We start from the raw sequence: 24,938 nt of genomic DNA, 5'->3' as shown, positions 1-24,938 counted from the left end.
TCCCGCATCTGTCCCGCACTCTGCAAGAAGTGCAGCTCCTCTTCCTCGGTATCCTGAGTATCCGGCCAACACCTGCAATTCTTGCACGCCGAGAGCGTGCATACGTCGGTCCGAGGCAGGGCAGTTCAGCAAAGAGAGCATAAATAACCACTTTCTGATGGAGTAACGCCCTTAGAAGGGCGGTGTTGGCTCTCGGCATGCCTCGTGCAAATGCCCATGGAGCATTCGGGACTGCACAGCAAGTAGACGTGGCGAGTGACGCGATTATGTGCTCCTGCGAGGCGAGGAGCGCAAACACTCGCAAGGCAGGTGCTGTGGCTGATGTTCAGGGGATCGATTTCCGTGGATGGAGGGAGTGGTGTCGAATAGAAGTCCCGACAAAGTTCCTCTGTTCGAGAAGATCCTGGCCGGCGGGTGTCTCGTAGGGTTTGCGGCTGCCGGGGTTTCAGAAACAGCGCTTACGGTTTCCGTCCTCTCGGTCATCGTGATGGCCCTTGTTGCGCTTTTCCAGGACCCGCTTTCCTGAGGGCGCGCAATCCGCTCACAGAAGCCTGTCGCCGGGAGGCGCAAGTGGAATGCGGAATGGATCGCCGAGGGGCCTGTGACTCGCCGATGGAACGTGCCTGACAGAGCGGGAAGTCGATTATACAGCCATATAGGAGTCTGCGCATGTCGGCGAACGGTGCACGTTCCGCAAAATCACAAGCTTCCTTGCACTCCGTCTCGAGCGAGGAATGGCTCGGGCGAATCGGGCGCCTGCAAGATGCGCTGACCGTGTGTCCGACCGATGTCGGGGCGCGGTGCGAATTAGCGACGTTATTGGAGCGGTTGGAGCAACCGGAGGAGGCCTTGTCCCATTGGCAAACGCTGCTGACCCGTGATCCGAACAGCCTCAAGGCGCGCGAAGGAGTGGCGCGCTGTCGTCAGCAGGCAGGCCGTCCGTTACAGTCGCCTAGCTAAGCGCGCGCCGGCCGACGTGGTGGCACGCGATCGAATGGACTCACGGCAGGGGCGATGAGTTGACCGGAAGCGTACGCGGCGTGGGCGGCAATGGTCTGGTCAAAATGGTGAACGGAGAGGAACAAGGAGCGTGAAGCCTATTGTGAACGATACAGGCGTCGTGGTGGTGCAATACCTGCGCGGTGCGACCGCGCTCATCTGGATCGATCCTGCCAGCCGGGTGGTCTTGAGTAGTAATGCCGGGTTGAGTGCGTTGCTTCATCAGGGAGTCAGGGGGTGGGACGGTCGATTGGTTCCTCCTGGGAGAGGGCATGATTTTTTGACGGCGGTGTACGATCGTTTTTTCATCAATGGTTGCGCCGTTCGATGGATGCATGCGCGGGCCGCCGTTCCGGTGCAACGACGATATCCCGTCTAGCGAGAATGAAATCGAGACGGCTTCTGCAGCGTGTGTCTGTGGGACCCGCGAAGGCACGTGGCGGGACACCGTGAGCCTCGGCGAGGCGGCGCACATTCTGATCAGGGACTTGACCACGAATACCATTCAGCGCATTGTGGATTCGGTTCATTGATAGAAACACGCGCATTGTTCGTCGGGCTTCGGGTGACAAACCTGATATCTACCTTCAGCAAAAGAGGATATGTCATGCGATATCTAGTGGCGGTCATGTGTGCTGTGCTGGCTGGGGTGAATTGCCCCGCGCAGGCCTACGAGGGAACGACAGTGACGGACGGCGGTACCCTCACGGGGACGGTCATGCTGGAGGGAACGGTTCCCAAGCCGAAAGGCTACAACCTCACAACCTTGCCGGACCAATTTTATTGCGGGCGCATTTCGGACGGGCAAGGGTGGCGCATTCTGCAGCCATTTCAGGTCGGGCCTGCGGGCGAGTTTCGCGACGTCGTGGTCTATCTTGAAGGGATCGACAAGGGCAAACCCTTCCACGAAGGGGGCGTGCCGCAAATCGACGCAAAAGATTGCCTGTTCGAACCGTTCACCACCGTCGTGCGTGACGATCAATCGGTCACGGTCGTTAACATGGACCCGGTCATGCACGACATCCAAGCCTATGAAACGTCGCGTCTGGGTGCGCGGGTGCTGTTTAATGTGCCGCTGCCGATGAATCCGGCGCACCCCCGTAACCTCAAGGATCGCAGCGATGCCGGGATGTATCACAAACACATGGCCGGTCCGCCGATGAAAGAGTTGGTGAAACTCAGCAAAGGCCGCCGGATCTTCGTCATGCAATGCGGCTTCCATGCGTATATGGAGAGTTGGGGACTGGCTGTCACCAATCCCTACTTTGCCAAGACGGATGAACAGGGCCGGTTCACCTTGACCGATGTGCCCCCCGGGACCTACCAGCTGGTGGTCTGGCATCCGTACATTCGTACCGCGACCGAGCAAACCGTCACGATCGGTCCGAAGGGGGCGGTGGAGGCGAATATCGTGGTCCCGGCCCCGACGGGGCGGCTCTATGCCAACGAGGTGATGGAGCATCCGTACAATCGCTACAACGTGCTTGAGGAAACAAAGCAAGAAATCGACCCGATGATCCACAAGCAGGAGCACTAAAACGGGAGGACGGCACAGGTCCATCGTCAACGGTCAGTCGCTGAGAGCGATGCTGCGGTCGACGCATGGCCAAGGACGATCGTGCCGGCCGGTGAAGGCTGAATGTATCCGGTGACGGGGGATACGCTTTGAGGTTCTTACTGCAACGATGATCGTTCTACTCGTCGGCCTGTTGACGATCTACATGGCGGGCGCCATCCTTCCTCTCTGTTTTCCTGGCAAGGCGAGGATTCAGAACCTCGTCGCACACGGGTTTGCGGCGGGGGCGGGATGTGTCGGCATTGTCCTAGGCCTCACAGGGATGCTGGCAACGGCTCCTCTGACTCTCGCACTCGAGTCCAACATTCCCCACCTGACCTTCGCCCTTCGCCTGGATCCGCTGGCGGCGTTCTTCGTCCTGACCATCTCGCTGGTGGGGTTGGCCGCGTCGATCTACGCGTTCGGCTACGTCGGCGAATTCTCCGGCCGCGTCTCGGTGGGATTGTTGGGCTCTCTCCTGAACGGATTCTTGCTCTCCATGACCCTGGTCGTCCTGGCCGACAATGGGTTTTTCTTCCTGATCCTCTGGGAAGTCATGTCCCTGCTGTCCTATGTGCTGGTGGTGACGGAGCACGAGAAACCCGGTGTCCGGGAGGCCGGGTTGTTCTATCTCATCATGACGCACGTCGGGACCGCTTTTATCATCCTGACGTTTTTGATCTTTTTTCAGGAAACCGGCTCCTTCTCCTTCGAGGCGTTTCGCCACCACGATCAGCAGCTTACCGAGGGATTGCGATCGATCGCGTTCTTCACGACGTTGATCGGATTCGGCGCGAAGGCCGGTATCGTCCCGCTGCATGTATGGCTGCCCTATGCGCACCCCGCCGCCCCGTCCCACATCTCAGCCTTGATGTCGGGAGTCATGATTAAGACCGCCATCTATGGATTGATCCGGGTGTGCTTCGATTTCATGGGGGGGGAATTTCCCTGGTGGTGGGGCTTCACGTTATTGGTCGCCGGCACAGTCTCGGCGCTGTTGGGCGTCATGTATGCCTTGATGGAACATGACCTGAAGAGCCTGCTGGCGTTTCACAGCGTGGAGAACATCGGGATCATTCTGCTGGGAATCGGCGCGGGGATGATCTTCCATACCTATGGCTTGCATGAACTGGCCGCGCTCGGATTGCTGGCCGGTCTGTATCACACCCTGAATCACGCGGTGTTCAAGGCGCTGTTGTTTCTGGGTGCCGGAGCGGTGCAGTTCGCCACTCACACGAGGAACATCGAGGAGTATGGCGGCTTGCTTCGGCGCATGCCTTGGACGGGGGCCTTTTTCCTGGTCGGCGCCGTCTCCATTGCGGCGCTTCCGCCCACCAACGGGTTTGTCAGTGAGTGGCTGGTTTTTCAGAGTCTGTTTCTCAGCTTTCAGCTGCCCACCCTGTTTCTCAAGTTGATGCTGCCGATTGCCGCCGCGATGCTGGCGCTGACGGGTGCGCTGGCGCTGGCGTGTTTTGCAAAGGCTTTCGGGATGTCGTTTCTGGCACAGCCACGCAGCACCCATGCTCGTCAGGCCACGGAAGTGCCCCGGTCGATGCGGGTGGGCATGGGCCTGTTGGCAGGCGCCTGCGTGGTGTTAGGGTTGGCGCCTATGTTGGTCGTCCCGTTGTTGGATCGGGTCACGGCTCCATTGACGGGCGTCGCCATCAGTGAGGAGGTGCTGGCGCTCGACGGCTGGGTCGTGGCGCCGGTGACGGTGGAGTTTTCCAGCATCTCGACGCCGGTGTTGGCCATGCTGCTGGTCGGAGCAGGAGGGTTGGGTCTGCTGATGGCGCGGCATTTTGGAAAGGGATTGCACGCGCGCTATTACAAGACCTGGGGGTGCGGGCTGAATCTAACGCCTCGCATGGAATACACCGCGACCGGCTTTGCGCAACCGATCAAGCAGGTCTTTGAAACCATCTACCAGCCGACGGTGAAGCTGGAGCGGGAGTTTCAGGAGCAATCGAAGTATTTCATCAAGCATCAGCGGTTCGAGTCCCACATTGAGCCGGTCTTCGAGAAATACCTCTACCGGCCGGTGGTGGCCTTTCTGCTGGCGACAGCGGACCGCCTGCGCATTATTCAGGCCGGCAGCCTCCATCTGTATCTGACCTACATTTTCGTGACCTTGGTGCTGTTGTTGTTATGGGCGGGGTAGGGAGCGGCGAGAGCACACGCGCGTAGGTCGCGTCCGGGTGTTCGAGCCGTGAGTGGCGGGGGACCATGCAGTCGATCGTTCACATCTTCTTGGTCGTCGTTCAACTGGCGCTGTTGTTGACCTTCTCTCCGTTGGTCGTTGGACTGATCCGAAAGGTGAAGGCACGCCTGCAGTGCCGACGTGGGGCGAGTCTCTTCCAGCCCTATGCGGATCTGGCCAAGCTCTTTCGGAAGCAGCCGGTGATCTCTTCGACGACCTCGTGGATTTTTACTGCGGCGCCGTACATCGTCTTTGCCTCGACGGTGGCCGCGGGGCTGCTGATGCCGGTGTTTGTTTCGCACACGCCGTTGAACTTTGCGGGGAACATCATCGCGCTCGTGTATTTGCTGGCGTTGGGGACCTTCTTCCTGATTCTGGCCGGACTCGATGCGGGGTCGGCGTTCGGCGGAATGGGCAGCAGCCGAGAGGCGATCGTGGCGACGTTGGCCGAGCCGGCTATGATGTTGTCCATCCTCTCCATTGCACTGACAGCCGGCTCCACAAATTTGAGCACCATCGTTCACCAATCGGCCTTGATGGAAGGAATGGCCGTGGCTCCGCCCGCGCATTTGATGGCGTTGGCCGCCTTGTTCATGGTGACGCTGGCGGAAACGGGCCGTGTCCCGGTGGACAACCCCGCAACGCACCTGGAGCTGACGATGATCCACGAGGCCATGTTGCTCGAATATTCCGGGCGGTACCTGGCGTTGATGGAATGGGCGGCCGGGATCAAGTTGCTGGTGTTCTTGACCCTGATCGTGAATGTCTTCGCCCCGTGGGGCATCGCGACGAGCCTGGCGCCATCGGCGATCGCCGTCGGTCTTCTGGTGTATCTCGGAAAAGTGGCTGGCCTGGCCATTGTGATCGGCGTGATCGAATCGATGTTCGCGAAGCTACGGTTGTTCCGGGTGCCGGAAATGTTGGGCGCGGCTTTCATCCTATCGTTGCTCGCGCTGGTGTTTTTTTACACATTAAAAAGGTAAGACGGTGCCAGCTTCGACCCAATTGGGCTCCCAACTCGTCGACCTCTGCTCGGTCCTGTTGTTGCTCTGTTGTTTTGCCATTGTGGCGCAGCGTCGACTCTCCGCCTGCGTGGATCTCTTTGCGGTGCAGTCGGCGTTCCTGGCGGCGACGGCCGCACTCGTCGCATTTCTGACCGGGCACAAGCACATATACTTCGCGGCAGCCTTAACGGTCGTCATCAAAGTGATCGTCCTGCCTCGCATTCTCAGGAAGGTCATCGAACGATTAAATGTGTCCCGGGAACTCGGGATGAACATCAACATTCCGGCGGGCCTGCTGATCTGCGGCGCGTTGGTGATCATCGCCTTCTTTATCACGCAGCCCATCATTCCGCTCGGATACCTGCTGACGCGCGATTCCCTGGCCATTGCGCTGGCCATTATTTTGATCGGATTTTTCACCATGATTGCCCGGCAGAAAGCGATTACGCAGATGGTCGGCTTCCTGGTCATGGAAAACGGGGTGTTCCTAGGCGCAACGGCCGCCGCGTACGGTATGCCGCTGATCGTTGAATTGGGTGTGTTCTTTGATGTGTTGGTGGCCGGGCTGATCGTCGGGATTTACACGCATCGGCTACAGGATACGTTCGATAGCGTGGACACCAGCACGCTCACGGTGCTGAAGGAATGAATTCCTCGATGACGGATGTCCCGCGGGTAGGTGCTGCATGTGGTCGGTGATCGTCCTGCTGACAGGGCCGGTGCTCGCGGGACTGCTCAGCCTGGTGATCCAGCGGGCACGGGTGCTGCACGTCGTGAATTTTGCGACGATGCTGGCGCTGGCTGTTGCCGAGACGGCGTTGACGAGGCAGGTGCTGGCCGAGGGATCAGTCACGACCTTGGGTGCCTTCGTCTACGTGGATGCGCTCTCGGACTTCATTCTCGTGATTATCACTGCGATCGGCTTGTCCTGTTCGCTGTACATGTGGTCCTACATGGACGACCGAGTCGCCCTGGGCGTCATCGCCCCCAAGCGCCTCGGTCACTTTTATTTCCTCTTCCATATGTTTCTGTTTGCGATGGTCGCAGCGACGGTGGCGAACAGCCTCGGCGTGCAGTGGGTGGCGTTGGAGGGGACCACCCTGGCGACGACTTTCTTAATCGCCTTTTTCCGTAGACGCGAGTCCCTCGAAGCAGGCTGGAAATATTTGATTCTCTGTTCGGTGGGCATCGCCCTCGCGCTTTTCGGAGTCGTGCTCACCTATTACTCTTCTGTGCGGGTCCTCGGCGATACCAGCTCCGCGCTCAACATGACCGCGCTGATCGGCGTGGCGAACCAATTGGATCCGAACGTGCTCAAGCTGGCGTTCATTTTCATGCTCGTCGGTTATGGCACGAAGGTGGGCTTGGTTCCCATGCATACCTGGTTGCCCGATGCCTACAGTGAAGCGCCCGCTCCGATTGCGGCGATGTTGGCCGGGGTGCTGGAGACGGTCGCGGTGTATACGGTGCTGCGCAGCAAGGCGCTGGTGGACCAGGCGCTTCCCCCGGAGTTCACCGGTAATCTGCTGCTCACCTTCGGGCTACTGTCGTTCATTGTGGCGTCCCTGTTCATCCTGATCCAGCATAACTATAAGCGGCTGTTTGCCTATTCGAGTATCGAACATATGGGGTTGGCCATGATCGGCTTCGGGGTGGGCGGGATGATCGGGACCTTCGGGGGCCTCTTTCATTTGCTCAATCACGCGGTGGCCAAAGCGCTGGCATTTTTTGTCGCCGGCAATATCCACCGTCGATTCGACACCTTGGAAATCGACGGGGTGCGAGGGCTGGCGCGTGCGCAGCCGATTACCGCCGTGGCGATTCTCGTGGCCGGTTGCGCGCTGGTCGGGTTGCCTCCCTTCTCGCCGTTTGTCAGCGAACTCTTGGTTGTGTCGGCAGTCGCGGCGCAGGATTTTTCCTCCGATACGATGCATGTCGGACGATTTGTCACGATGACGATTTCTGACGAGATGCGAAGTCTCGGCATCGTCGCACTGTTTCTCTTTTTCGCCGTCGTACTGTTCGGTGGCTTCATGTTTCGTATCGGGGCCATGGTATGGGGCACTCCTCCGGCCGGTGTCGCGCAGGGAGAATCGTGGACGGTCGGCCATGTGCCGTTGATGATCATGATCGTGGCGTTGTTGGGGCTGGGATTCGTCCTTCCCGAGCCGATTCAGACATTGCTGACTCGGGCCGTCAACGTGATTGTGGTGAGGTGATCCTATGATCGACGCACGTCCGGCAGTCGAGCAGGTGCAGGCAGCGTTTACGCAGGCCATTACGGAGGTGTGCGCCGTTCACGGTATCCCGATGCTCCGGGTGAAGAAGCAGGGGCTCCCCACGATCGCTCATTTTCTGCACACGAATCCGAGTCTACGAGGATCGTTGTCGCTGCTCTGGGCGGTCGATCATCGTCCTCGCGAGGCGCGCTACGAGCTCTGTTATCTCTTCACGTTGGCGGAACGCAAAGATTGGCTGCTGCTGGCGACGGATCTTCATGACGAGGAGCGGGAGTTTCCGTCGATCACACCCCATCTCCATGCGGCCAAGTGGTACGAGCGAGAGATCCGAGATCTGTTCGGGCTGATTCCGGTCGGCCATCCGGATATGCGTCGGCTCGTGCGTCATGAACATTGGCCGAAAGGGGCCCACCCGCTGAAAAAAGATTTCCCCTGGGATCGGGTGTTGGGGCGGGTGCAAGGGGAGTATGCTTTCCGAAAAATTCACGGTGAGGGAGTGTTTGAGGTCCCCGTCGGGCCCATCCATGCAGGCATCATTGAGCCGGGGCATTTCCGGTTTTCGGTGGCCGGCGAGCCCATCATGCAACTCGAAGTGCGTCATTTCTGGAAACATCGCGGTCTTGAGAAACTGTTCGAGCAGCAGCAGCTGACCGAAGCGGTCCCCTTGTCCGAACGGGTCTCCGGCGATACAAGCGTCGGTCATAGCCTGGCCTATTGTCAGGCCGTCGAGACCTTGCAGGGCGTGGAGGTGTCGTCCCGCGCCCGATATCTACGGACGCTCTTTCTGGAGCTGGAGCGGTTGCACAATCACATCGGCGATGTGGGCGCCATCTGCAATGACACCGCCTATGCCCTTGCCCATGCCCATTGTGGCCGGATGAAAGAGCAACTCATGCAACTGAATGATCGCCTGACCGGGTCACGGTTTTTGCGTGGCGTCAATTGCATCGGCGGAGTGACGCTGGATCTTTCCAGCCTGCAGCTCGCGCAGGTCGAGGTGGAGCTGAATGCCCTTGAACAGGATTTTTCGGCGATTGAAAAGATTGTGCTCGCGAACGCGTCATTGACGGAACGGCTGGAAAACACGGGCATCCTGACGGAAAATATGGCTTGGGACCATGCGGTGATCGGTGTCGTCGGTCGGGCCTCCGGTATGGATCGGGACCTTCGTCGTGACCGGCCCTTCGCCGCGTACGACGCACTGCAGCCGAAAGTGGCGCTCTACCGGTATGGCGATGTTCGTGCCAGGATGCGGGTACGGCTGGATGAGATCCATGAGTCGATGCGCCTCATCCGCGAGGCTCGCCGTTGCCTCCCACTGGGCCGGCTCGTGACTCAGCCGACGCATCAACCACAGCCGGGAGAATGGGCGTTGTCGGCGGTCGAAGGATGGCGCGGCGAGATTCTCTATGTCGTCATGGCAGGAGAAGCAGGGCGGATTCATCGCTGCAAAGTGCGTGACCCGTCTTTTGTCAATTGGCCGGCGATCCAATGGGCGGCGCCCGGCAATATCGTGCCGGACTTTCCGTTGATCAACAAGAGTTTCAATTTGTCGTATGCCGGAAACGATTTGTGAAAATCTAGCATTCAGCGATCGGCTCTCAGCAGCCGGCTCTGAGCTGAGAACTGCTGGCTGACGGCCAGGGAGGAGCCATGTTTCGAATCCTCAAAAAAAGTCTTCAGACCGGTGTCGTGACGGGGCAACATCCGGCCGGGGCTGAACCGTCCGAGCCGGTGAGCCAGGAAGCCATCGACAAGGCCAAGCCGTTCCGGCGTTCGCTGACGATTCGCGAAGTCGATACGGGCTCGTGTAATGCCTGTGAAATGGAAATGAATGCGCTGGCTAATCCCGTGTACGACGTGGAGCGGTTCGGGGTTCATATTGCGGCGTCGCCGCGGCATGCCGATGCGCTGGTCGTGACCGGTCCGGTGACGGTCAATATGGAGCGAGCCTTAAAGGATGTCTACAAGGCGACGGCCGATCCTAAGCTCGTCATCGCGTTGGGAGACTGTGCGGTGAATTGCGGCATGTTCAAAGGCAGTTATGCGGTGACGGGCCCGGTGGATCGGCATATCCCCGTCGATGTGCGTATCCCCGGCTGCCCTCCGCGTCCGGCGGAAATCCTCGCGGTGCTACGAGCGTTACGTAAAGATCGGCCGGATTCAGGTCAGTAGCGCCCAGAGACAGTCACGCCTCCGTTCATCCCACAAATCTTCGATCTGCTCAAGAGGCGGTCACAGCTTCGTCCACATGTCTTCTTCAGCGCCTCGCTCGCGAGTGGATATGCTTCGACTGTCCGTCACCTGAAACGATCCGTCCCTCATGCGTGAACAGCCGTACGGGACGATCTTTCTCGAACATCCGTGTGCCTGTCCTTTTTACACCGTTTTTACTTTCTGCGCGGTACCGTGAATATGGGGTGTAAGGGAAGAGCCGCGCAGTGGATGCGTTCTAGGAGTTTCGTTGACGCTTCCCGGTCTGTCTTTTAAAATTCACTCGGGCAGTCTTGTATCATTTCGTTGCTATTAGCAGAGTTCTTTTCTCAGGAGTGCCGTGGAAAACCAACGCCCGGATCCCGATGCGCTGCTGAGGCGCGCACAGGCCGAAGAAGCCGATCAGACTCGCGGCAAGCTGAAGATTTTCTTCGGCGCGACAGTGGGCGTCGGGAAAACGTATGCCATGCTGCGAGCGGCGCATGAGCAGCAAGCCGACGGCATCGACGTGATGATCGGGTGGGTCGAGACGTACGGCAGGACCGAAACGGACGCTCTGGTCGAGGGGTTGCCGGTTCTTCCGTTCCGGGAGGTGGCCTATGGGGTCTCCAGGATCCGTGATTTCGATTTAGACGCCGCGCTGTCTCGTCAACCGCAGCTCTTATTGATGGATGAACTGGCGCATACGAATGCCCCTGGCTCCAGGCACCCCAAGCGATGGCAGGATGTGAGGGAACTCCTGCAGGCAGGCATTCACGTCTATACCACCGTCAATGTGCAGCACATCGAAGGCCTCAATGACGCCGTGGCTCAAATCACCGGCATTCGCGTGAGCGAAACCGTACCTGATTCCATTCTCGAACAGGCGGACGACGTCGAATTGGTGGATCTTCCGCCGGACGATCTCCTGCAACGGCTCAAGGACGGCAAGGTGTATCCGCCGGAGCAGGCGCAACATCCCCCCAAACATTTCTTTCGGAAGGGTAATTTGATCGCGCTACGCGAGATGGCGTTGCGTCGGACGGCTGAGCGAGTTGATCAGCAAATGGAGGTGTATCGCCGAGACCATGCGGTCGTCGCCACCTGGCCGGCCGCGGAAACCATCTTAGTCTGCGTGAATCTGAAATCCAGGGGGCCGATGTTGGTTCGTGCGGCCAGGAAGATGGCCACAGGACTCCACGCCAGATGGATCGCCGTGTATGTACAGACCTCTAAGCATCTGCGGTTGCCTGATCTCGAGCGGAGCCTAGGCGTGGACACTCTGCGGTTGGCGGAGCGCATGGGCGCAGAATCGGTGACGTTGACCGGGGACGACGTGAGTGCGCAGCTGCTGGCCTATGCCAGAAGCCGCAATGTCAGCAAGATCATCGTCGGAAAACCGTTGCGATCACGCTGGAAGGAATGGCTCTTCGGATCGGTTGTGGACGATCTCGTTCGCGGGAGCGGCGACATTGATGTCTACGTCATGACCGGTGAAGCGGGGACCGGAACACCTCTCATGAAGGGACTGCTTCAACGGACGAGTGAGCGTCGGAACTACGGCTATGCTGCCGCTGTGGTGGTGGCCTGCACGGCGTTGAGTTGGATCATGTCCTCCGACTTCGGTCAGGCCAACCTCATTATGGTGTACCTGTTCGGGGTGGTGGCCATCGCCACCAGATGGGGGCGGGGGCCCTCGGCGCTGGGCTCATTGATGAGCGTCGCGGCGTTCGATTTCTTTTTCATCCCCCCCTACTATTCATTTGGCGTTTCCGATGTGCAGTATCTGCTGACGTTCGCGGTGATGCTGGTGGTCGCGCTGTTGATCAGCCGGCTCGCGTCTCACAAGAGTCACCAGGCGGAGGCGGCCTTGATTCGCGAAGAACGAACCGCCGCGCTCTACGCCATGAGCAGAGAATTGATCACTCAGCGTGGTCTTGACAAGCTGGCGTCTGTCGCGTCCCGCCATATCCACGATGTGTTCCATTGCCAGGTGGCGGTGTTTCTGCCTGATCGAGACGGGCGGGTGCATCTCCATCGGGGTGATGCGCTTCATTTTGAGCTCGATCCGAAAGAGGCCGGTATCTCTCAATGGGTCTTCGACCATAAGGAATCCGCGGGGTATGGCACGAATACCCTTTCCGGGTCGGATTCGCTCTATCTGCCATTATTAGGCGCTCATGGGGCGGTTGGTGTTCTGACGGTGCGAGCGTCGCGCCCCGCCGAATTGTTGGCTCCGGAGCAGCTGCATCTTCTCGAGACCTTTGCGAATCAAATGGCGTTGGCGTTGGAACGTGCGCGTCTGGCGGAAGAAACACAAGAAGCCCACGTGCAAACTGAAACGGAGCGCATGCGGAACGCCGTGTTGAGCTCAGTGTCCCATGATTTGCGGACGCCGCTTGCCACAATTGTCGGAGCGAGCAGCGCAATACTGAATACGTCCCGACCCATGTCGATTGAGAGTCAACAGGAATTGGTCCGATCCATCAGTGATGAGGCTGGTCGCTTGGATCGATTGCTGAAGAGTCTTCTCGATATGACTAAACTGGAAGCGGGGGCCATGCAGCTGCGCAAGGACTGGCATGCGCTGGAGGCGGTGGTCGGCACGGCGTTGGCCCGAGTGAAATCGCGCATCGCGACGCGTCCGGTGTCAACAATATTTCCGGACAATCTCCCTTTGGTGCTCGTGGATGGCATCTTGATCGAACAAGTGCTGATAAATTTGCTGGAGAATGCGGCGAAATATTCTCCTCCGGCCTCACCCATCGCTGTGACGGCCTTGTTGAAGGATGGAATGATCGTGACGGAAGTCGCGGATCGAGGGCCTGGTATTCCAAACGGCGAAGAACGGCGGATCTTTGAAAAGTTTTATCAGCTCGATCCCGATCGGGAGGGCGGCGTCGGACTTGGATTGACGATCTGTCGAGGGATTATCGAATCCCATGGCGGGCGCATTTGGGTGGACGCCCGATCCGGTGGCGGCTCGAGTTTCCGTTTCATGCTTCCGGTAGAGGACAATCAGCCGACAGTCGAACCGGAACCGAACGGGCGCGATCGCGCAGCCACCTAGGACCTGCCACAGAGGCTATCCACGATGATCCCCGATATGACGGTGCTGCTCATTGAAGATGCGCCGGAAATTTGGCGATTTCTTCGCACCACACTCCCGCCTTATGGTTATCGAGTGTACGAAGCTGCCAACGGTGCGGAGTGACTGGCGCAAGCCTCCGCTCGCAATCCGGACATCATCCTGCTCGATCTCGGCTTTCCCGATATGAACGGTACCGCGGTGATCGAGCACATTCGTGCCTGGTCGAACATGCCGATCATCGTCCTCTCCGCACGAGACCAAGAACAGGTCAAGGTGCAGGCCTTCGATCTTGGCGCCGATGATTACGTCACGAAACCGTTTGGCGTGGATGAATTGCTGGCCCGCATGCGCGTGGCGTTGCGGCATGCCAATCGTCCGATCGGTGATGCGGTCGAGCCGGTCTATACGTTCGGCGACGTGACCGTCGATCTAGGGCGAAGGCAAGTGTTGGTGTCAGGGACGGAGATCCACTTCACGCCGATTGAATACAAGTTGCTGACGACGCTCGTGCGGTATGCCGGGAAGGTGGTGACGCATCGCCAGTTGCTCAAAGAAGTGTGGGGGCCTCTCCATATAGAGGAGGGGCACTATTTGCGTGTGTATATGCGTCAATTGAGGAATAAGGTCGAGGCCGATCCCGCTCAGCCTCGTCATCTCGTGACGGAACTGGGGGGTGGCTATCGTCTCCGGTCGGAATGAGTGCTCCACCGACTTTTACAGATTCTTTACACCTCCGTCCTCAGTTTTAATTCTGTTTTGACACGAAATAACATAGAGTAGCTTCTCGTCGAGCCCGAGACGGGTGACGTGCAATGGTGTCGGCCTCTGTGCCATGGTTCATCTGGAGCTTGTTCAGGGTGTATACAGCGTGACGAAACTGAAGAAGGGCCGACAGCGACAACAAAAGGGAAAAAGAATGGTGATGCGGAAGTGCATATGGGCTTCGGCAGGATTGATCGGTGTCTTCGTATGGGGATTGTCGGTCATTGGATTGGCGCAACAACCGAGGGGCACCGGGTACAACCCTATTGAGGCTCAATCGACTCACGAATCTCACGCCCCCCACTCGAACACCGTTCAGGAGTCGAGTTTGTCGTCGGCGAATGGTGGCGAGGATTCCACGTCACCGGGCAGACGCGAAACTCTCGTACTTGGAGCTTCCGCTCAAGATCGACCGTGGTTTCTCCGACGCCTGCTGACTGCCTACCAGAACGAATTCAATCCGCCGTCCCAAACCGGAGAGGCCGAGCCGGCTCCGGCTCGGCGTGCCTTGCCTGCTCCATGGGATTCGCCTCCGTTTCCCGGTTCGGAGTATCAAGGGTCTCCATTGATTGGTGTGCCTGTGAACAGCAAAGAGTATCCATTGATGAAAGCCATGAGCGACACGTCGTTGGGCGACCTCATGAGGGCCAACAGAATTAAGGCATACGGCTGGATCAATGGTTCCTACAATTGGAGCACGGCGACAAACTCTAATATGCCGAGCTCCTACTGGATTGTTCCGAATTCGGTCATCCTGAATCAGGCTGTGTTTCGGTTGGAACGGGAAGCAGACACGGTACAGACCGATCACGTCGACGTGGGGTTCCGTTTGACTGGGTTGTACGGGAGCGACTATCGGTACATGACCGCCGGAGGCATCTTCAGCCAGCAGCTTCTCAAGCGCAATCAGCTTTATGGATTCGATCCCACGGAAATGTATATGGATACCTATATACCGGGGATAGCCGATGGATTGATCATTCGAGTCGGACGATGGGTAGCAACGCCCGACATCGAAGTGCAGTTTGCGCCGGACAATTATCTCGCGACTCACTCGCTGCAGTTTACCTTCGACACCTATACGCAGACAGGGACACTGCTCACGCTGGCGCTCAACAAACAGTGGACGATCCAGGGCGCCATTCACTCGGGAACGGATATGGCTCCCTGGTATAAGGGCGCAGTGCCCACGGGAATGGTCGGCGTGCGGTGGGTTTCGGAAGATAACAATGACAGTGCCTATATTGTGCTCAACAACATCAACACCGCCAAGTTCCAACACTTTGAGGAGAATGGACAGCCGGCAGGCCACGACAACTTTAACTATGTGGTAGGCACCTGGCAACACCGCTTCAGCCAGACTGTTCATAGCAAACTCGCCGGAATTTTCATGTGGCAGCGCGATGCCGTGCTTGGAGGCACACCAAGTATCGGCCCATTGCAATCATTCGGCGGAGGGGGAGGGCGAGGGGCATTGCTTCCGGGCACGTCGCTGACCTACGGTATTCTTAACTATACAATGATTCAGGTGGCTCCCCGTGATTTCATCACGGTACGGAATGAATGGTGGCGGGATGAGCGTGGCATGCGGTCCGGGTTTGCCGGACACTACTCCTCACATACGATCGGACTTGCGCATCAGCTCAACGATGTCGTCATGATTCGCCCGGAAGCCGGTTATTATCATAATTACACCAGACCGACATTCGGACTTGGAACAGAGAAGGGTATGTTCATGGTAGGAACCGATGTCACCCTGCGGTTCTAAGCGGATGGTGCGAAGCCACCCGTGACATGGCATAGAGAAGATTAGAGGTTCACGGAGAGAAGGTCGGGACGGTGACGCTCAGGATGCGGGCTTCTGCTTTTCCCTCAAGAGCCGGAGCATTTCGGCGAGTTCTTTGCCGAACCGTTCGAGTGCCACGTCTTTGGCTTCGGCCACCGCGGTCTTGTCCTCAAGTGATGGCGCCGAGCCGATGAGAGTCGTTTCCCCTTCCGCCGTTTGGGTGCCGTACAGATAGCCCGTGCGGACATCCCATAAGGTCCCTTCCATCATGAACAGCGCGTGGCTTTCGGTGCCGTGGGCGAAGTAGGCGCCGAGGCCGGTGGCGTACCAGGCGGCATGCCCGTTGTTGTACCGTTCCACGGCGGAGGCCCCATCGATGACGAGAAGCGCGTCGGCGTTGTACCGGGCGGCGGCCAGGCGAATGTCACGGAATGTGGTTCCTTGGACCGTGGAGTTCGCTAGCAGGAAACTCTGCTGAAGAATGCCCTCTTCCTGTACGGGCGCGAGCGCCCGCTGCACGCGGTCGGCGTCGGCGCTCACCCAATCTACCCGTTGCAGTACCGGCCGGCTTGGAAAATCTTCGTGTTTGAAAAACACGGCCAGGCGATAGGGCGAAGGTAACTGCGCCTGCAAGGCCATGGCGGATGCGACATCGCGATCCGTGACCACCTCGGGATGGTCGTGAAACGATTCCTGCAGGAGTTGCCGGTTCAGGCCGCGGGCGCTGGTGCACGCGGAGATTGCGATCGACAACAGCAGGAAGAGAAGGATGCGCAGAGAGACGGATCTCATACAACTCCTGTGTTACGTGGCAGCCGAAGGCTTGGCTGGATTGATAGGCGAAAGTGCTTCCAAAGCCAACATTAGCGCATGCGTACCTGCTCGGCCATGGCCGAGCGCTTGCACCTGTTCATAGAGCTGATGTGCGAGGGTCAGACCCGGCAGGGTGAGCTGTCGCCGTCGCGCCTCTTCCAGCGCAATGCCCATGTCTTTGATGAAATGTTCGACGAAGAACCCCGGGTCGAAATTACGGGCTAGAATACGTGGCGCCAGATTCTCCAGCGTCCAACAGGCGGCCGCACCACCGCGGATCGATTCCAACATGCGATCCAGCTGTAATCCGGCTCTGTACCCATAGAGCAGGCTCTCGCAGACGCCGATCATGGTGCCGGCGATCACGATTTGATTGCAGAGCTTCGTGTGTTGTCCCGTCCCCGCCTCGCCCTGGTGCACGATTTTCTTGCCGAGGCATTCCAGTAGCGGCATGACGGCCTGAACAGCCTTGGTGACCCCTCCGACCATGATGGACAGCGTCGCATTCCGCGCGCCGACATCGCCTCCGGAGACCGGTGCGTCCACGGCGAAGGTCCCGCGTGACTGAGCCGCCAGGGCGATCTCCTGCGCGAGAGACGGTTCCGTGGTGGTCATATCGATGAGCACCATCCCGGGCCTTACGCCTGCGAGCACCCCCTGCTCACCGAAGTACACTTCTCGCACATCCCGGGGGAGTCCCACCATGGTAATGACCACGTCTGTCTGCTCCGCCACGGCGCGAGGTGAATCTGTCCACGTTGCGCCCTTGGCGAGAATCGGTAACGCTTTGCTGCGGTTCCGGGTGTAGAGGGTGAGGCGATACTTGGCCGATTGCAGATGGTGGCACATGGGTGCGCCCATCACGCCGGTGCCGATCCATCCCACTCGTGTGTGGGCGGGGGCGGCAAGGCGTGGGGGCTGTTCCTGAGGATAGACCATCGGTTACTCGACTAACGGCGTAATGCGATTGGCAATCGCCTGGACGATGCCCTCTTGATCCATGGCGATTTTCCCACCGCGAAAACTCAGCGCATACCCACCATGGCTGGGAGCCTGCACCGTGGCGTCCACCGTTACGCGCGCCCCATCCTCAACCTCGGGATCTTTCACCATGGGGACCCCGCACAGCCCCGGCACGGCGACCGGTAGCGAGGCCGTGTCGTCTTCCAGGGTGAAGAGGTAGCCGCCGTAGCAGGTGGAGCCGGCCGGGATTTCATAGGGATCGAGCGACTGTACGTTGCGCACAGTTCCTCGTAGCGTGATTTGCCGCAAGTGGAACAGGGCTGGATCGGTGAGAATATCTTGTACGGTCACGACTTCCTGTGCGTCGACTCGGCGGCTGTCTGCAACCAGGACGATCATCATGCAGCAGACCAGTGTCACGAGGAGGCTGGTTCGGATCTGGAGAACATCGTGGATCATCGAGCGTATTCTACCATTCTTTGTTTCGATCCTCGCCCTCATAGGTTTTCCTTCTGCGAGTCGATATAATCGCCGGCGATCACAGGGAGGCACAGCGATGAGCGATTTGCAGCGACAATTAGACATCTACATCAAGGACGCTCGCCCACGCTATGAAGACATGCTCGGGCAGGCCGTCGAAATTCCCTCCATCAGCATGGATCCTCAGCATGCGCCGGATATGCACCGAATGGCGGAATTGGCGGCGCAATATCTGCGGGCTGCCGGGGCGGAGGCACACATCGTTGAGACCCCTGGTTACCCGGTGGTGTCAGGCGGATGGACAGTCGATCCGAGTTACCCGACCGTGACGGTGTACAACCACATGGATGTTCAGCCGGCGCAAGAGCCGGAATGGAAGCAGGCGCCGTTCGCGTTTCAAAACGACAATGGGATCTACCGCGGGCGGGGGGCAACGGACGACAAGGGGCCGGCGTTGGCCGCCCTGTTCGGCGCGCGTTATGCGATTGAACAGGGCGTGCCGATCAATGTGCGGTTTCTATGGGAGCTGGAAGAAGAAAACGGCAGCCCCAGTTTTGGGGCGGCCATCAAGAATCGCGCGGCAATTCCACGGCCGGACTCGGTGGTGATTTCCGATACGATCTGGCTGTCGAAGAATCAGCCTGCGATGCCCTATGGATTGCGTGGTTTGCTCGGCGCGCGCCTCGTCCTGCGTACCGGCTCCAAGGATGCCCATTCGGGGGTGACGGGCGGTGCGGCGCGTAATCCACTGGCCGAGTTGATGGACATCGTCCACTCCTGTGTGGATGCCAAGACCGGTAAGGTGAAGATTCCGGGCTTCTACGATGATGTGGTCGAGCCGACCAAGGCAGAGATCAAGAGTTTCCTGCAGTCTGGATTTCAAGTGAGTAAGTTCAAGCAGGCCTATGGGTTCAAGACGCTTCGCACCCAGGATCCGGCAGAGGTCATGCGCCGTATTTGGGCTGCGCCGACGTTTGAGGTGCATGGACTCGTCGGCGGTTACCATGGGCCGGGGGTGAAAACGGTGGTGCCGGGCCATGGGGAGCTAAAGGTCAGTATGCGGCTCGTGCCGAATCAGACTCCGGAGAAGGCCTTTGCGTTGCTCAAGAAATATGTCGCCAAGTTGAATCCGGATGTGAAGGTCGAACGCGAAGGGATGTTGCAGCCGTTTCGCGGTGTGTTCGACGGGCCGTATGTGGAAGCGGTGAAGCGAGCCGTGAAGGCGGGATTCGGCAAAGAGCCGGCGTTTATCCGTGAAGGTGGCTCGATCGGTGCCGTGGTGACGATGCAGAAGGCCTGGAAGGTCCCGATACTGTTTCTGGGCCTGAGCCTGCCCGAGCACGGCTACCATGCGCCGAATGAGTATTTCGATTGGGGCCAGGCCTCAGGCGGCATGAAGGCGTTTGCGCATTACTTTGTGGAACTGGCTGCGAAGCGATAGCTGACTTACAGATGTATACGTAGGTGAACCATTCGGCCCTGATCACGGGTCTGAAAAAATGACAAAATTCGTGTTGTTTCGTTTGTGATCACGGTATCCTGCCTGCTGTTGTTGAACCAATACCTATTAACTTTCAACAGGAGGAGCCGCAGCATTATGACAGTACGTCCTACCCGCTTTCGCCAATCTGTGATCCGCACGGTCTTGGGGCTGGCCTCAGTGTACGGCGTGGCCATGCAGCCGATCGAATCCGCTTTCGCGAAAGTCGTCGAAGTGTCCATGACGGCCGTGGAAACCAAACTTGTGATAGACGGCGAGGGCCATACCTATGACGCCTGGACCTTTAATGGTCAGTTTCCGGGACCGGTGATTCGTGTGCAGGAAGGCGACGAGGTCGTCTTTTCATTGACGAATCCCGACACGAACGGTCGTCCCCATTCGATGGATTTTCACGCAGCGGAAACCAACTTTCTTGAGCATTACAAGGAAGTGCGTCCAGGCGAGTCGCTGCAATATCGTTTCAAAGCCAAATGGCCCGGCATCTTCGCCTATCACTGCGGTGCCTCTCCCATGATTCAGCATATTGCGCGCGGCATGATGGGCGCCATCATCGTCGATCCCAAGGATCCCAAGGCGCTGCCGAAAGCGGATCGCGAGTATGTGTTGGTGCAGAGCGAACTCTTCAAGGATCCTGACGATGTGGATGCGATGTTCGATCGGAAGTATCAGTACGTCGTGTTCAACGGTTCCGTCTTCCGCTACGATCCTGTGCACAGCAAAGCCGGAGGTGCGTTTCTGGAGGCCAAGCCGGGTGAGCGCGTTCGGTTCTATTTTGTGAATGCCGGGCCGAATAACGTGTCGGCGGTCCATCCGATCGCTGAAATTTGGGATGATGTGTGGGAGAGCGGCAATCCCGCGAATCATACGCGCGGTGTGCAGACACAGCTGATTCCGCCGGCGGGCGCGGCGATCCTCGATATGGTGCTGGACAACAATGACGGGGTCTACCCGATTGTCACCCACTCCTTGACCGACGCCCTTCGTGGTGCCATTGCCCTGTTGAAGGTGGACAAGGACGCGAAACCGCTTCCCCTCATGCCGTTTGTCGCGCCAGCCAAGTAAGTGCGTTGTCGCCGGGCGGCCTTGTGGCCGCCCGGCCTGCCGATTCGTTCGACTCTTCCACGTTCGTGCGCCGCTCTCAGGTTCTACATTCTGTGAACACAGGTTCGGCCGCACCCGAGGCGTTACTTCAGAGAGCTCATATCGATGACGAACCGGTAGCGCACGTCGCCGCGGGCAAGACGGTCGTAGGCGGCGTTCACCTGTTGGATGGGAATGACTTCCACCTCGGCACCGAATTTGTGTTTGCCGCAGAAGTCGAGCATCTCCTGTGTCTCCTTGATCCCGCCGATCAACGATCCGACCAGTCGTCGCCGGCGCATGATCAACGGAAAGGCGCCGAGCTGCGCAGGCTTATCAGGCGCGCCGACCAGAATCATGGTGCCATCGGTTTTCAGCAATTCCAGATAGGCATTCAGATCATGGGGTGCTGAGACGGTGTCCAGGATGAAGTCGAACTGTTTGGTGAGTTGGGTCAGGGTCTCCGGTTTCGCGGTGGAGTAATAGGCCTGTGCGCCCAGCCGCTTTGCATCGGCCTGTTTCTTGTCGGAATGGCTCAGTACGGTCACGTGGGCGCCGAGGGCCGTGCCGATCTTGACGGCCATGTGTCCGAGGCCACCCAGCCCGACCACCGCGAGCCGATGTTTCTTCCCCACCTTCCAGTGTCGTAACGGGGAATAGGTGGTGATGCCGGCACACAAGAGCGGCGCCGCTTCCTCGGGACGCAATCGCTTGGGGATCCGCACAAGATAGCGTTGATCGACGACGATCTTGGTCGAGTATCCACCGTAGGTGGGCGTGACGCCGTCTCGCTCTGTGCCGTTGTAGGTGAAGGCAAGATGGCCTTCGCAATATTGCTCCAGGCCTTTCTTGCAGGCGGGGCATGTCCGGCAAGAATCGACGAAGCATCCCACCCCCACGGTGTGGCCGATTTTGAATCGTGTGACGGAGGCGCCGACCTGTTCCACCGTGCCGACGATTTCGTGTCCGGGCACCATGGGGAACAGCGACCCGCCCCATTCATCCCGTGCTTGGTGCACATCCGAATGGCAAATGCCGCAGTACTGAATCTTGATCAGCACGTCTTGGCGTCCGACTTCACGGCGCGAAAATTGAAATGGTGCGAGGGGGGATGTTGCGTTGAGTGCGGCATAACCTTGTATATCGATCATCGTGGTCTGCTCCTCGGTGATTCTCGCTGTTCTATGGTGTCGGGGCCGGAGGGTTCGTGTCGGCTTCGAGTGTGATGCCGAATGTCGACGGGTCTTGTTCCCACGCACCCGGTGCAATGAGGCCGAGTAGGGGGAGAAGGAATATGGCTCCACCGACGACATCGACAATTCCTATGCTGCTGAGTTTACGGCCCGTCATGCGGGATTGGGACTTGTACCCAGGCTTCTGTACCTCGACGACGAGATCTCCTCGTCGAGGGACCTGATACTGCAACGGCGTCGTTCCGGCCGCGGTGCCGTTGATGAGAACCTGCGCCCCCGATGGGTCAGAGATGACGGTGAGCTGTTGTGAGCTGCCCCCGAAAATTGAGCAGCCGGTGAGGGTCAGATGCGACGCGATTACGAGAGCGACAGTGGCACCCCGGCCGGTGTGAACGGTTCTAGATCTGACGGGCATGGACTCCTCCCTGGAGATGCTGGCGGATATGGTTAACATAGGATAGGTAGGTTGGCAAGGCGACGAAGACCAAGCGCGAGGCGGCAGGAGGCAACGGCGGGACGATGAAGTGAAGGACGCTCCATCGCCCCGCTCTCATGTATGGTCAGGCGTGAGGGGCGGCGGTGGTTGCCAGGATCGGTTGGAACATCGGATCCGCATCCAACACCGCCTTGAGCAGTTCCGAGTGCAGGAAGTAACGCCACACCTCATCCGACTTGCCGGGCACCTCATCGAACCAGCGCTTGGCTTCGGTGAGGTGATGAAGCATTTGGGTCTTGTCCCCGTAGTTCGGCAAGAAGATCATGGTATAGGCCATCGCATATTCAGCGAGAAACTTATCGAGTGGAAGTTCTGCCTGTGCCAAGGCCGCTTGGGCATCGGCGTAGGCACGGGGCGTCTCGGTATCGTGTAGGATCCGGTTCCAGGACACTTTGTTGATGCGGGACCAAGCCAACTGCAAGAGTGCTTCGGACTTGGGCGTTCTCCGGTGCTCGGGGATATCCTTTACAAGAGCTTCGAAGGTCTCGACCATGGGAAGCTGGTCGTTATTCCATCGGTAGGCGATACCAAGCCGGAACCGGTTGTCGAGTTGTTCCGGTTTGGTCGAAGCCAGCGTTTGGAGTGCCGGTATGAGACGGTAAAGATAATCCGCCGGGGTCGGTTGCGACAGGCCGCCCATTTCCATGCCGTTTGAGAGGTCCATGCGGGCCCCTTGCGCGTAGATATTCCAGTAAAATTCGTCCAGCACGATGCCCAGGCTCGGGTCTTTCACAGGCATCTGATGGCTGTTCCGTGCCTCCCGCAACAGTGCGCTATACAGGTGGCGGGTCAGCACCGTCAGGGCGTCGGGTTGCTTGGGATCAATGAGCAGCACTCGGTTGAGCAATGCCACCCGGTCGCGCAAGTCGGGAAAGATGGCAGCGCGTGCGGCAGCGGCAGTCAGGGTTCCGGGCTGATCGTCCGGTCCCCACCACGCCATGGATTCAGGTAACGCGCGGCTGCTTTCGGTGGCAAATGGAATTTTGTCTGCCATCATGCCCGGGGCTTCCGGCTCCGAGGCGACCGGCAGGTTGAACACGGCGCTATCTCCGGGGAAACCGTGTCGCTTGAGTCCGGTGAAGACAACCCATTGGGTGGTCACGGATTTCAATGCGCGCCGCGGCCGTTTGATCGTATTGGTCCATTTGACGTTGCCGGGGGCATAGGTGATCGGTGAGGTGAGGGGATCCTGATATTGCACCGACAGCTGGACCAGCGTCGTCGGGACGCCAAGAACTTTTCCGGTCCGCTCGAGCTTGAATGAACCGGATGGAATAGTGCGGCTGCCGATGACGGTCACATGGAGGCCGCTCCCGGGAGGGGAGATACCCACCACGTCGGCTACGAAGGTCGAGGCAGGCGCTCTCGGCAGATCGTCGCCAAAGAAGACCAACGGACCTGTGCTTGGCCAGATGATATCCATGGCAATGTCCGATCGCTTCAACATCGGGGCATAGGCCTCGGTGAGGGTCTGCCAGCAGGAATCGTACGACGCATCGGCGGCCGGTGCGAATTGTTTCACCTTAGCCGGGGATGCGACGACGTAACGGTATTGGCAGGCAAAATCCAATTGCCCGGCCGTCACGCGGTCGCCGTGCGCGATGGCTTCGGCATATCGGACGGCGGTTTGGACTGCCGGTGGTTGCTTAGCGGAGGCGGTCGGGCGATGCCCCTTCCCGCCGGTCGCCGGTGCCGACTCGGCTGTCCCGGCCCAGAGACCGAGAGAGACTGCGAGGGTCACGATGGCAATGGTCTGTCGTCGATGGAACAGGTTCCCGCGAATCATGCGAACGACCTCCGGTGACAAGAAAAGAAAGTCACTGTACCACGTGGCTCTTTTCAGGGGAAAGGGGCGTCCTGGGAGTCGATGCGAGATTACGGACCTGGTGGAGGAGGTGTGAGCGGCCGGGTAAACCGAACCAGGGAGCGGATGTATTGGAGAACGGCCTGTTGATCCTCGGCCGGCAGTACGTCCTGCCAGGCCGGCATGGAGGTGCGTGGTTTTCCTTGGGCGATCGTGCGAAGCAACTCGCGATCCGTTTTGGCAGAGGTCGCGGCGGAGATGAGATTGCCCGGTCGAGGGGACAGAAACGGGGCCTTGGCCCCGTCGCCCTTGCCGGTGGAGCCATGGCACTCCATGCAATGTTGGCGATAGATGGTTTGCCCGAGGTCGAGAGGGTCGGACGGTTGGGCGAGCAGGACGCCTGTTCCTCCGATGGTCAGGAGGAGCGCGAAAAGGAGGTGATGGGACATCGGCCGAATCACGGCTGATTACGCCGTTGCCGCAGCCTTCAAAATCTGGCGGCGGAGGCTCGCACGATCATTCTTGGAGAGTGGCGGAGACGGGCGGTTCCGGCAGAGCTGGACGGTTTGGCGTAAGGAATCGAGAAATACTTCACAATTCGGGCAATCACCGAGGTGGGCGCGAATTTCCAGACACACGTCACCGGAGAGTTCGTCGTCCAGATAGGCAGATAGCCGTTCAAGCACTTTGACGCAATGTCGCTTTCCGTGACCCAGGTGAGGGGCGGGTTTGCGGGTGCCTGGATGTGTATGTGCGCGATCAGTCATGGCGGTGTTTCTTC

22 protein-coding genes are annotated in these 24,938 nt (G+C 58.9%); 14 read left to right on the top strand and 8 right to left on the bottom strand.

The annotated features are described in order from the left end of the window. Window positions 1-669 precede the first annotated feature (669 nt). From V9G17_09300 to V9G17_09245, 12 genes are all read left to right on the top strand, one after another. Window positions 670-960 (top strand): tetratricopeptide repeat protein, encoded by a 291-nt coding sequence (locus V9G17_09300; GenBank protein MEI2752787.1) that lies wholly within the window; start codon window positions 670-672, stop codon window positions 958-960. 130 nt (window positions 961-1,090) lie between these two features. Beyond that, the gene (locus V9G17_09295; protein MEI2752786.1) at window positions 1,091-1,378 is read left to right on the top strand and encodes a hypothetical protein; all 288 of its coding nucleotides are present in this window, start codon (window positions 1,091-1,093) and stop codon (window positions 1,376-1,378) included. Window positions 1,379-1,606: 228 nt separating this feature from the next. Beyond that, on the top strand, window positions 1,607-2,536 hold the full coding sequence (locus tag V9G17_09290; protein MEI2752785.1) for a carboxypeptidase-like regulatory domain-containing protein: 930 nt from the start codon (window positions 1,607-1,609) through the stop codon (window positions 2,534-2,536). A gap of 148 nt (window positions 2,537-2,684) precedes the next feature. Next, window positions 2,685-4,712, top strand: coding sequence for a hydrogenase 4 subunit B (gene hyfB, locus V9G17_09285; protein MEI2752784.1), 2,028 nt, complete (start codon window positions 2,685-2,687; stop codon window positions 4,710-4,712). Between the two features lie 65 nt (window positions 4,713-4,777). Further along, window positions 4,778-5,734 (top strand): NADH-quinone oxidoreductase subunit H, encoded by a 957-nt coding sequence (locus V9G17_09280; protein ID MEI2752783.1) that lies wholly within the window; start codon window positions 4,778-4,780, stop codon window positions 5,732-5,734. Between the two features lie 4 nt (window positions 5,735-5,738). After that, window positions 5,739-6,404 carry a hydrogenase gene (locus tag V9G17_09275; protein MEI2752782.1) on the top strand — a complete coding sequence of 222 codons (666 nt, stop codon included), beginning with the start codon at window positions 5,739-5,741 and terminating at the stop codon, window positions 6,402-6,404. 37 nt (window positions 6,405-6,441) lie between these two features. Further along, window positions 6,442-7,974, top strand: a complete 1,533-nt coding sequence (locus V9G17_09270; protein ID MEI2752781.1) for a hydrogenase 4 subunit F — start codon at window positions 6,442-6,444, stop codon at window positions 7,972-7,974. 4 nt (window positions 7,975-7,978) lie between these two features. Next, window positions 7,979-9,571, top strand: a complete 1,593-nt coding sequence (locus V9G17_09265) for an NADH-quinone oxidoreductase subunit C (protein ID MEI2752780.1) — start codon at window positions 7,979-7,981, stop codon at window positions 9,569-9,571. A gap of 77 nt (window positions 9,572-9,648) precedes the next feature. Continuing rightward, a complete protein-coding gene (gene nuoB, locus V9G17_09260; protein ID MEI2752779.1) occupies window positions 9,649-10,170 on the top strand; it encodes an NADH-quinone oxidoreductase subunit NuoB in 522 nt (173 codons plus the stop codon). Window positions 10,171-10,549: 379 nt separating this feature from the next. Further along, window positions 10,550-13,258, top strand: a complete 2,709-nt coding sequence (locus tag V9G17_09255; protein MEI2752778.1) for a sensor histidine kinase KdpD — start codon at window positions 10,550-10,552, stop codon at window positions 13,256-13,258. A 144-nt stretch (window positions 13,259-13,402) separates the two neighbouring features. After that, window positions 13,403-13,978: a winged helix-turn-helix domain-containing protein gene (locus V9G17_09250; protein ID MEI2752777.1), complete on the top strand. Its 576-nt coding sequence runs from the start codon at window positions 13,403-13,405 to the stop codon at window positions 13,976-13,978. 169 nt (window positions 13,979-14,147) lie between these two features. Continuing rightward, on the top strand, window positions 14,148-15,809 hold the full coding sequence (locus V9G17_09245) for an outer membrane beta-barrel protein (GenBank protein ID MEI2752776.1): 1,662 nt from the start codon (window positions 14,148-14,150) through the stop codon (window positions 15,807-15,809). Window positions 15,810-15,887: 78 nt separating this feature from the next. Here the strand turns inward: V9G17_09245 and V9G17_09240 are convergent, their stop codons facing one another. From V9G17_09240 to V9G17_09230, 3 genes are read right to left on the bottom strand one after another with little or no spacing between them, the layout of a single operon-like run. After that, window positions 15,888-16,619 (bottom strand): hypothetical protein, encoded by a 732-nt coding sequence (locus V9G17_09240; GenBank protein MEI2752775.1) that lies wholly within the window; start codon window positions 16,617-16,619, stop codon window positions 15,888-15,890. 12 nt (window positions 16,620-16,631) lie between these two features. Beyond that, entirely contained in the window at window positions 16,632-17,579 is a 948-nt protein-coding gene (locus V9G17_09235) for an NAD(P)-dependent oxidoreductase (GenBank protein MEI2752774.1), read from the bottom strand. A gap of 3 nt (window positions 17,580-17,582) precedes the next feature. After that, the gene (locus V9G17_09230) at window positions 17,583-18,062 is read right to left on the bottom strand and encodes a hypothetical protein (protein MEI2752773.1); all 480 of its coding nucleotides are present in this window, start codon (window positions 18,060-18,062) and stop codon (window positions 17,583-17,585) included. A gap of 97 nt (window positions 18,063-18,159) precedes the next feature. Between V9G17_09230 and V9G17_09225 the strand changes: the two genes are divergently transcribed. Together V9G17_09225 and V9G17_09220 are read left to right on the top strand one after the other, a co-directional pair. After that, window positions 18,160-19,524 (top strand): M20/M25/M40 family metallo-hydrolase, encoded by a 1,365-nt coding sequence (locus V9G17_09225; protein MEI2752772.1) that lies wholly within the window; start codon window positions 18,160-18,162, stop codon window positions 19,522-19,524. Window positions 19,525-19,680: 156 nt separating this feature from the next. Then, window positions 19,681-20,646: a multicopper oxidase domain-containing protein gene (locus tag V9G17_09220; protein MEI2752771.1), complete on the top strand. Its 966-nt coding sequence runs from the start codon at window positions 19,681-19,683 to the stop codon at window positions 20,644-20,646. 122 nt (window positions 20,647-20,768) lie between these two features. Here the strand turns inward: V9G17_09220 and V9G17_09215 are convergent, their stop codons facing one another. The 5 genes from V9G17_09215 to V9G17_09195 form a co-directional block, all read right to left on the bottom strand. Next, entirely contained in the window at window positions 20,769-21,815 is a 1,047-nt protein-coding gene (locus tag V9G17_09215) for an NAD(P)-dependent alcohol dehydrogenase (protein ID MEI2752770.1), read from the bottom strand. A gap of 31 nt (window positions 21,816-21,846) precedes the next feature. Further along, on the bottom strand, window positions 21,847-22,272 hold the full coding sequence (locus V9G17_09210) for a PEGA domain-containing protein (protein MEI2752769.1): 426 nt from the start codon (window positions 22,270-22,272) through the stop codon (window positions 21,847-21,849). A 145-nt stretch (window positions 22,273-22,417) separates the two neighbouring features. Continuing rightward, the gene (locus V9G17_09205) at window positions 22,418-24,139 is read right to left on the bottom strand and encodes a hypothetical protein (protein ID MEI2752768.1); all 1,722 of its coding nucleotides are present in this window, start codon (window positions 24,137-24,139) and stop codon (window positions 22,418-22,420) included. Window positions 24,140-24,228: 89 nt separating this feature from the next. Next, a complete protein-coding gene (locus tag V9G17_09200) occupies window positions 24,229-24,606 on the bottom strand; it encodes a cytochrome c (GenBank protein ID MEI2752767.1) in 378 nt (125 codons plus the stop codon). Window positions 24,607-24,624: 18 nt separating this feature from the next. Then, entirely contained in the window at window positions 24,625-24,924 is a 300-nt protein-coding gene (locus V9G17_09195; GenBank protein ID MEI2752766.1) for an anti-sigma factor, read from the bottom strand. Window positions 24,925-24,938 lie beyond the last annotated feature (14 nt).

This window comes from Nitrospira sp. (assembly GCA_037045225.1).
Classification (GTDB): domain Bacteria; phylum Nitrospirota; class Nitrospiria; order Nitrospirales; family Nitrospiraceae; genus Nitrospira_A.
The sequence above is the reverse complement of the archived record's forward strand: the minus strand, read 5'-3'. Positions and strand labels throughout refer to the sequence as shown.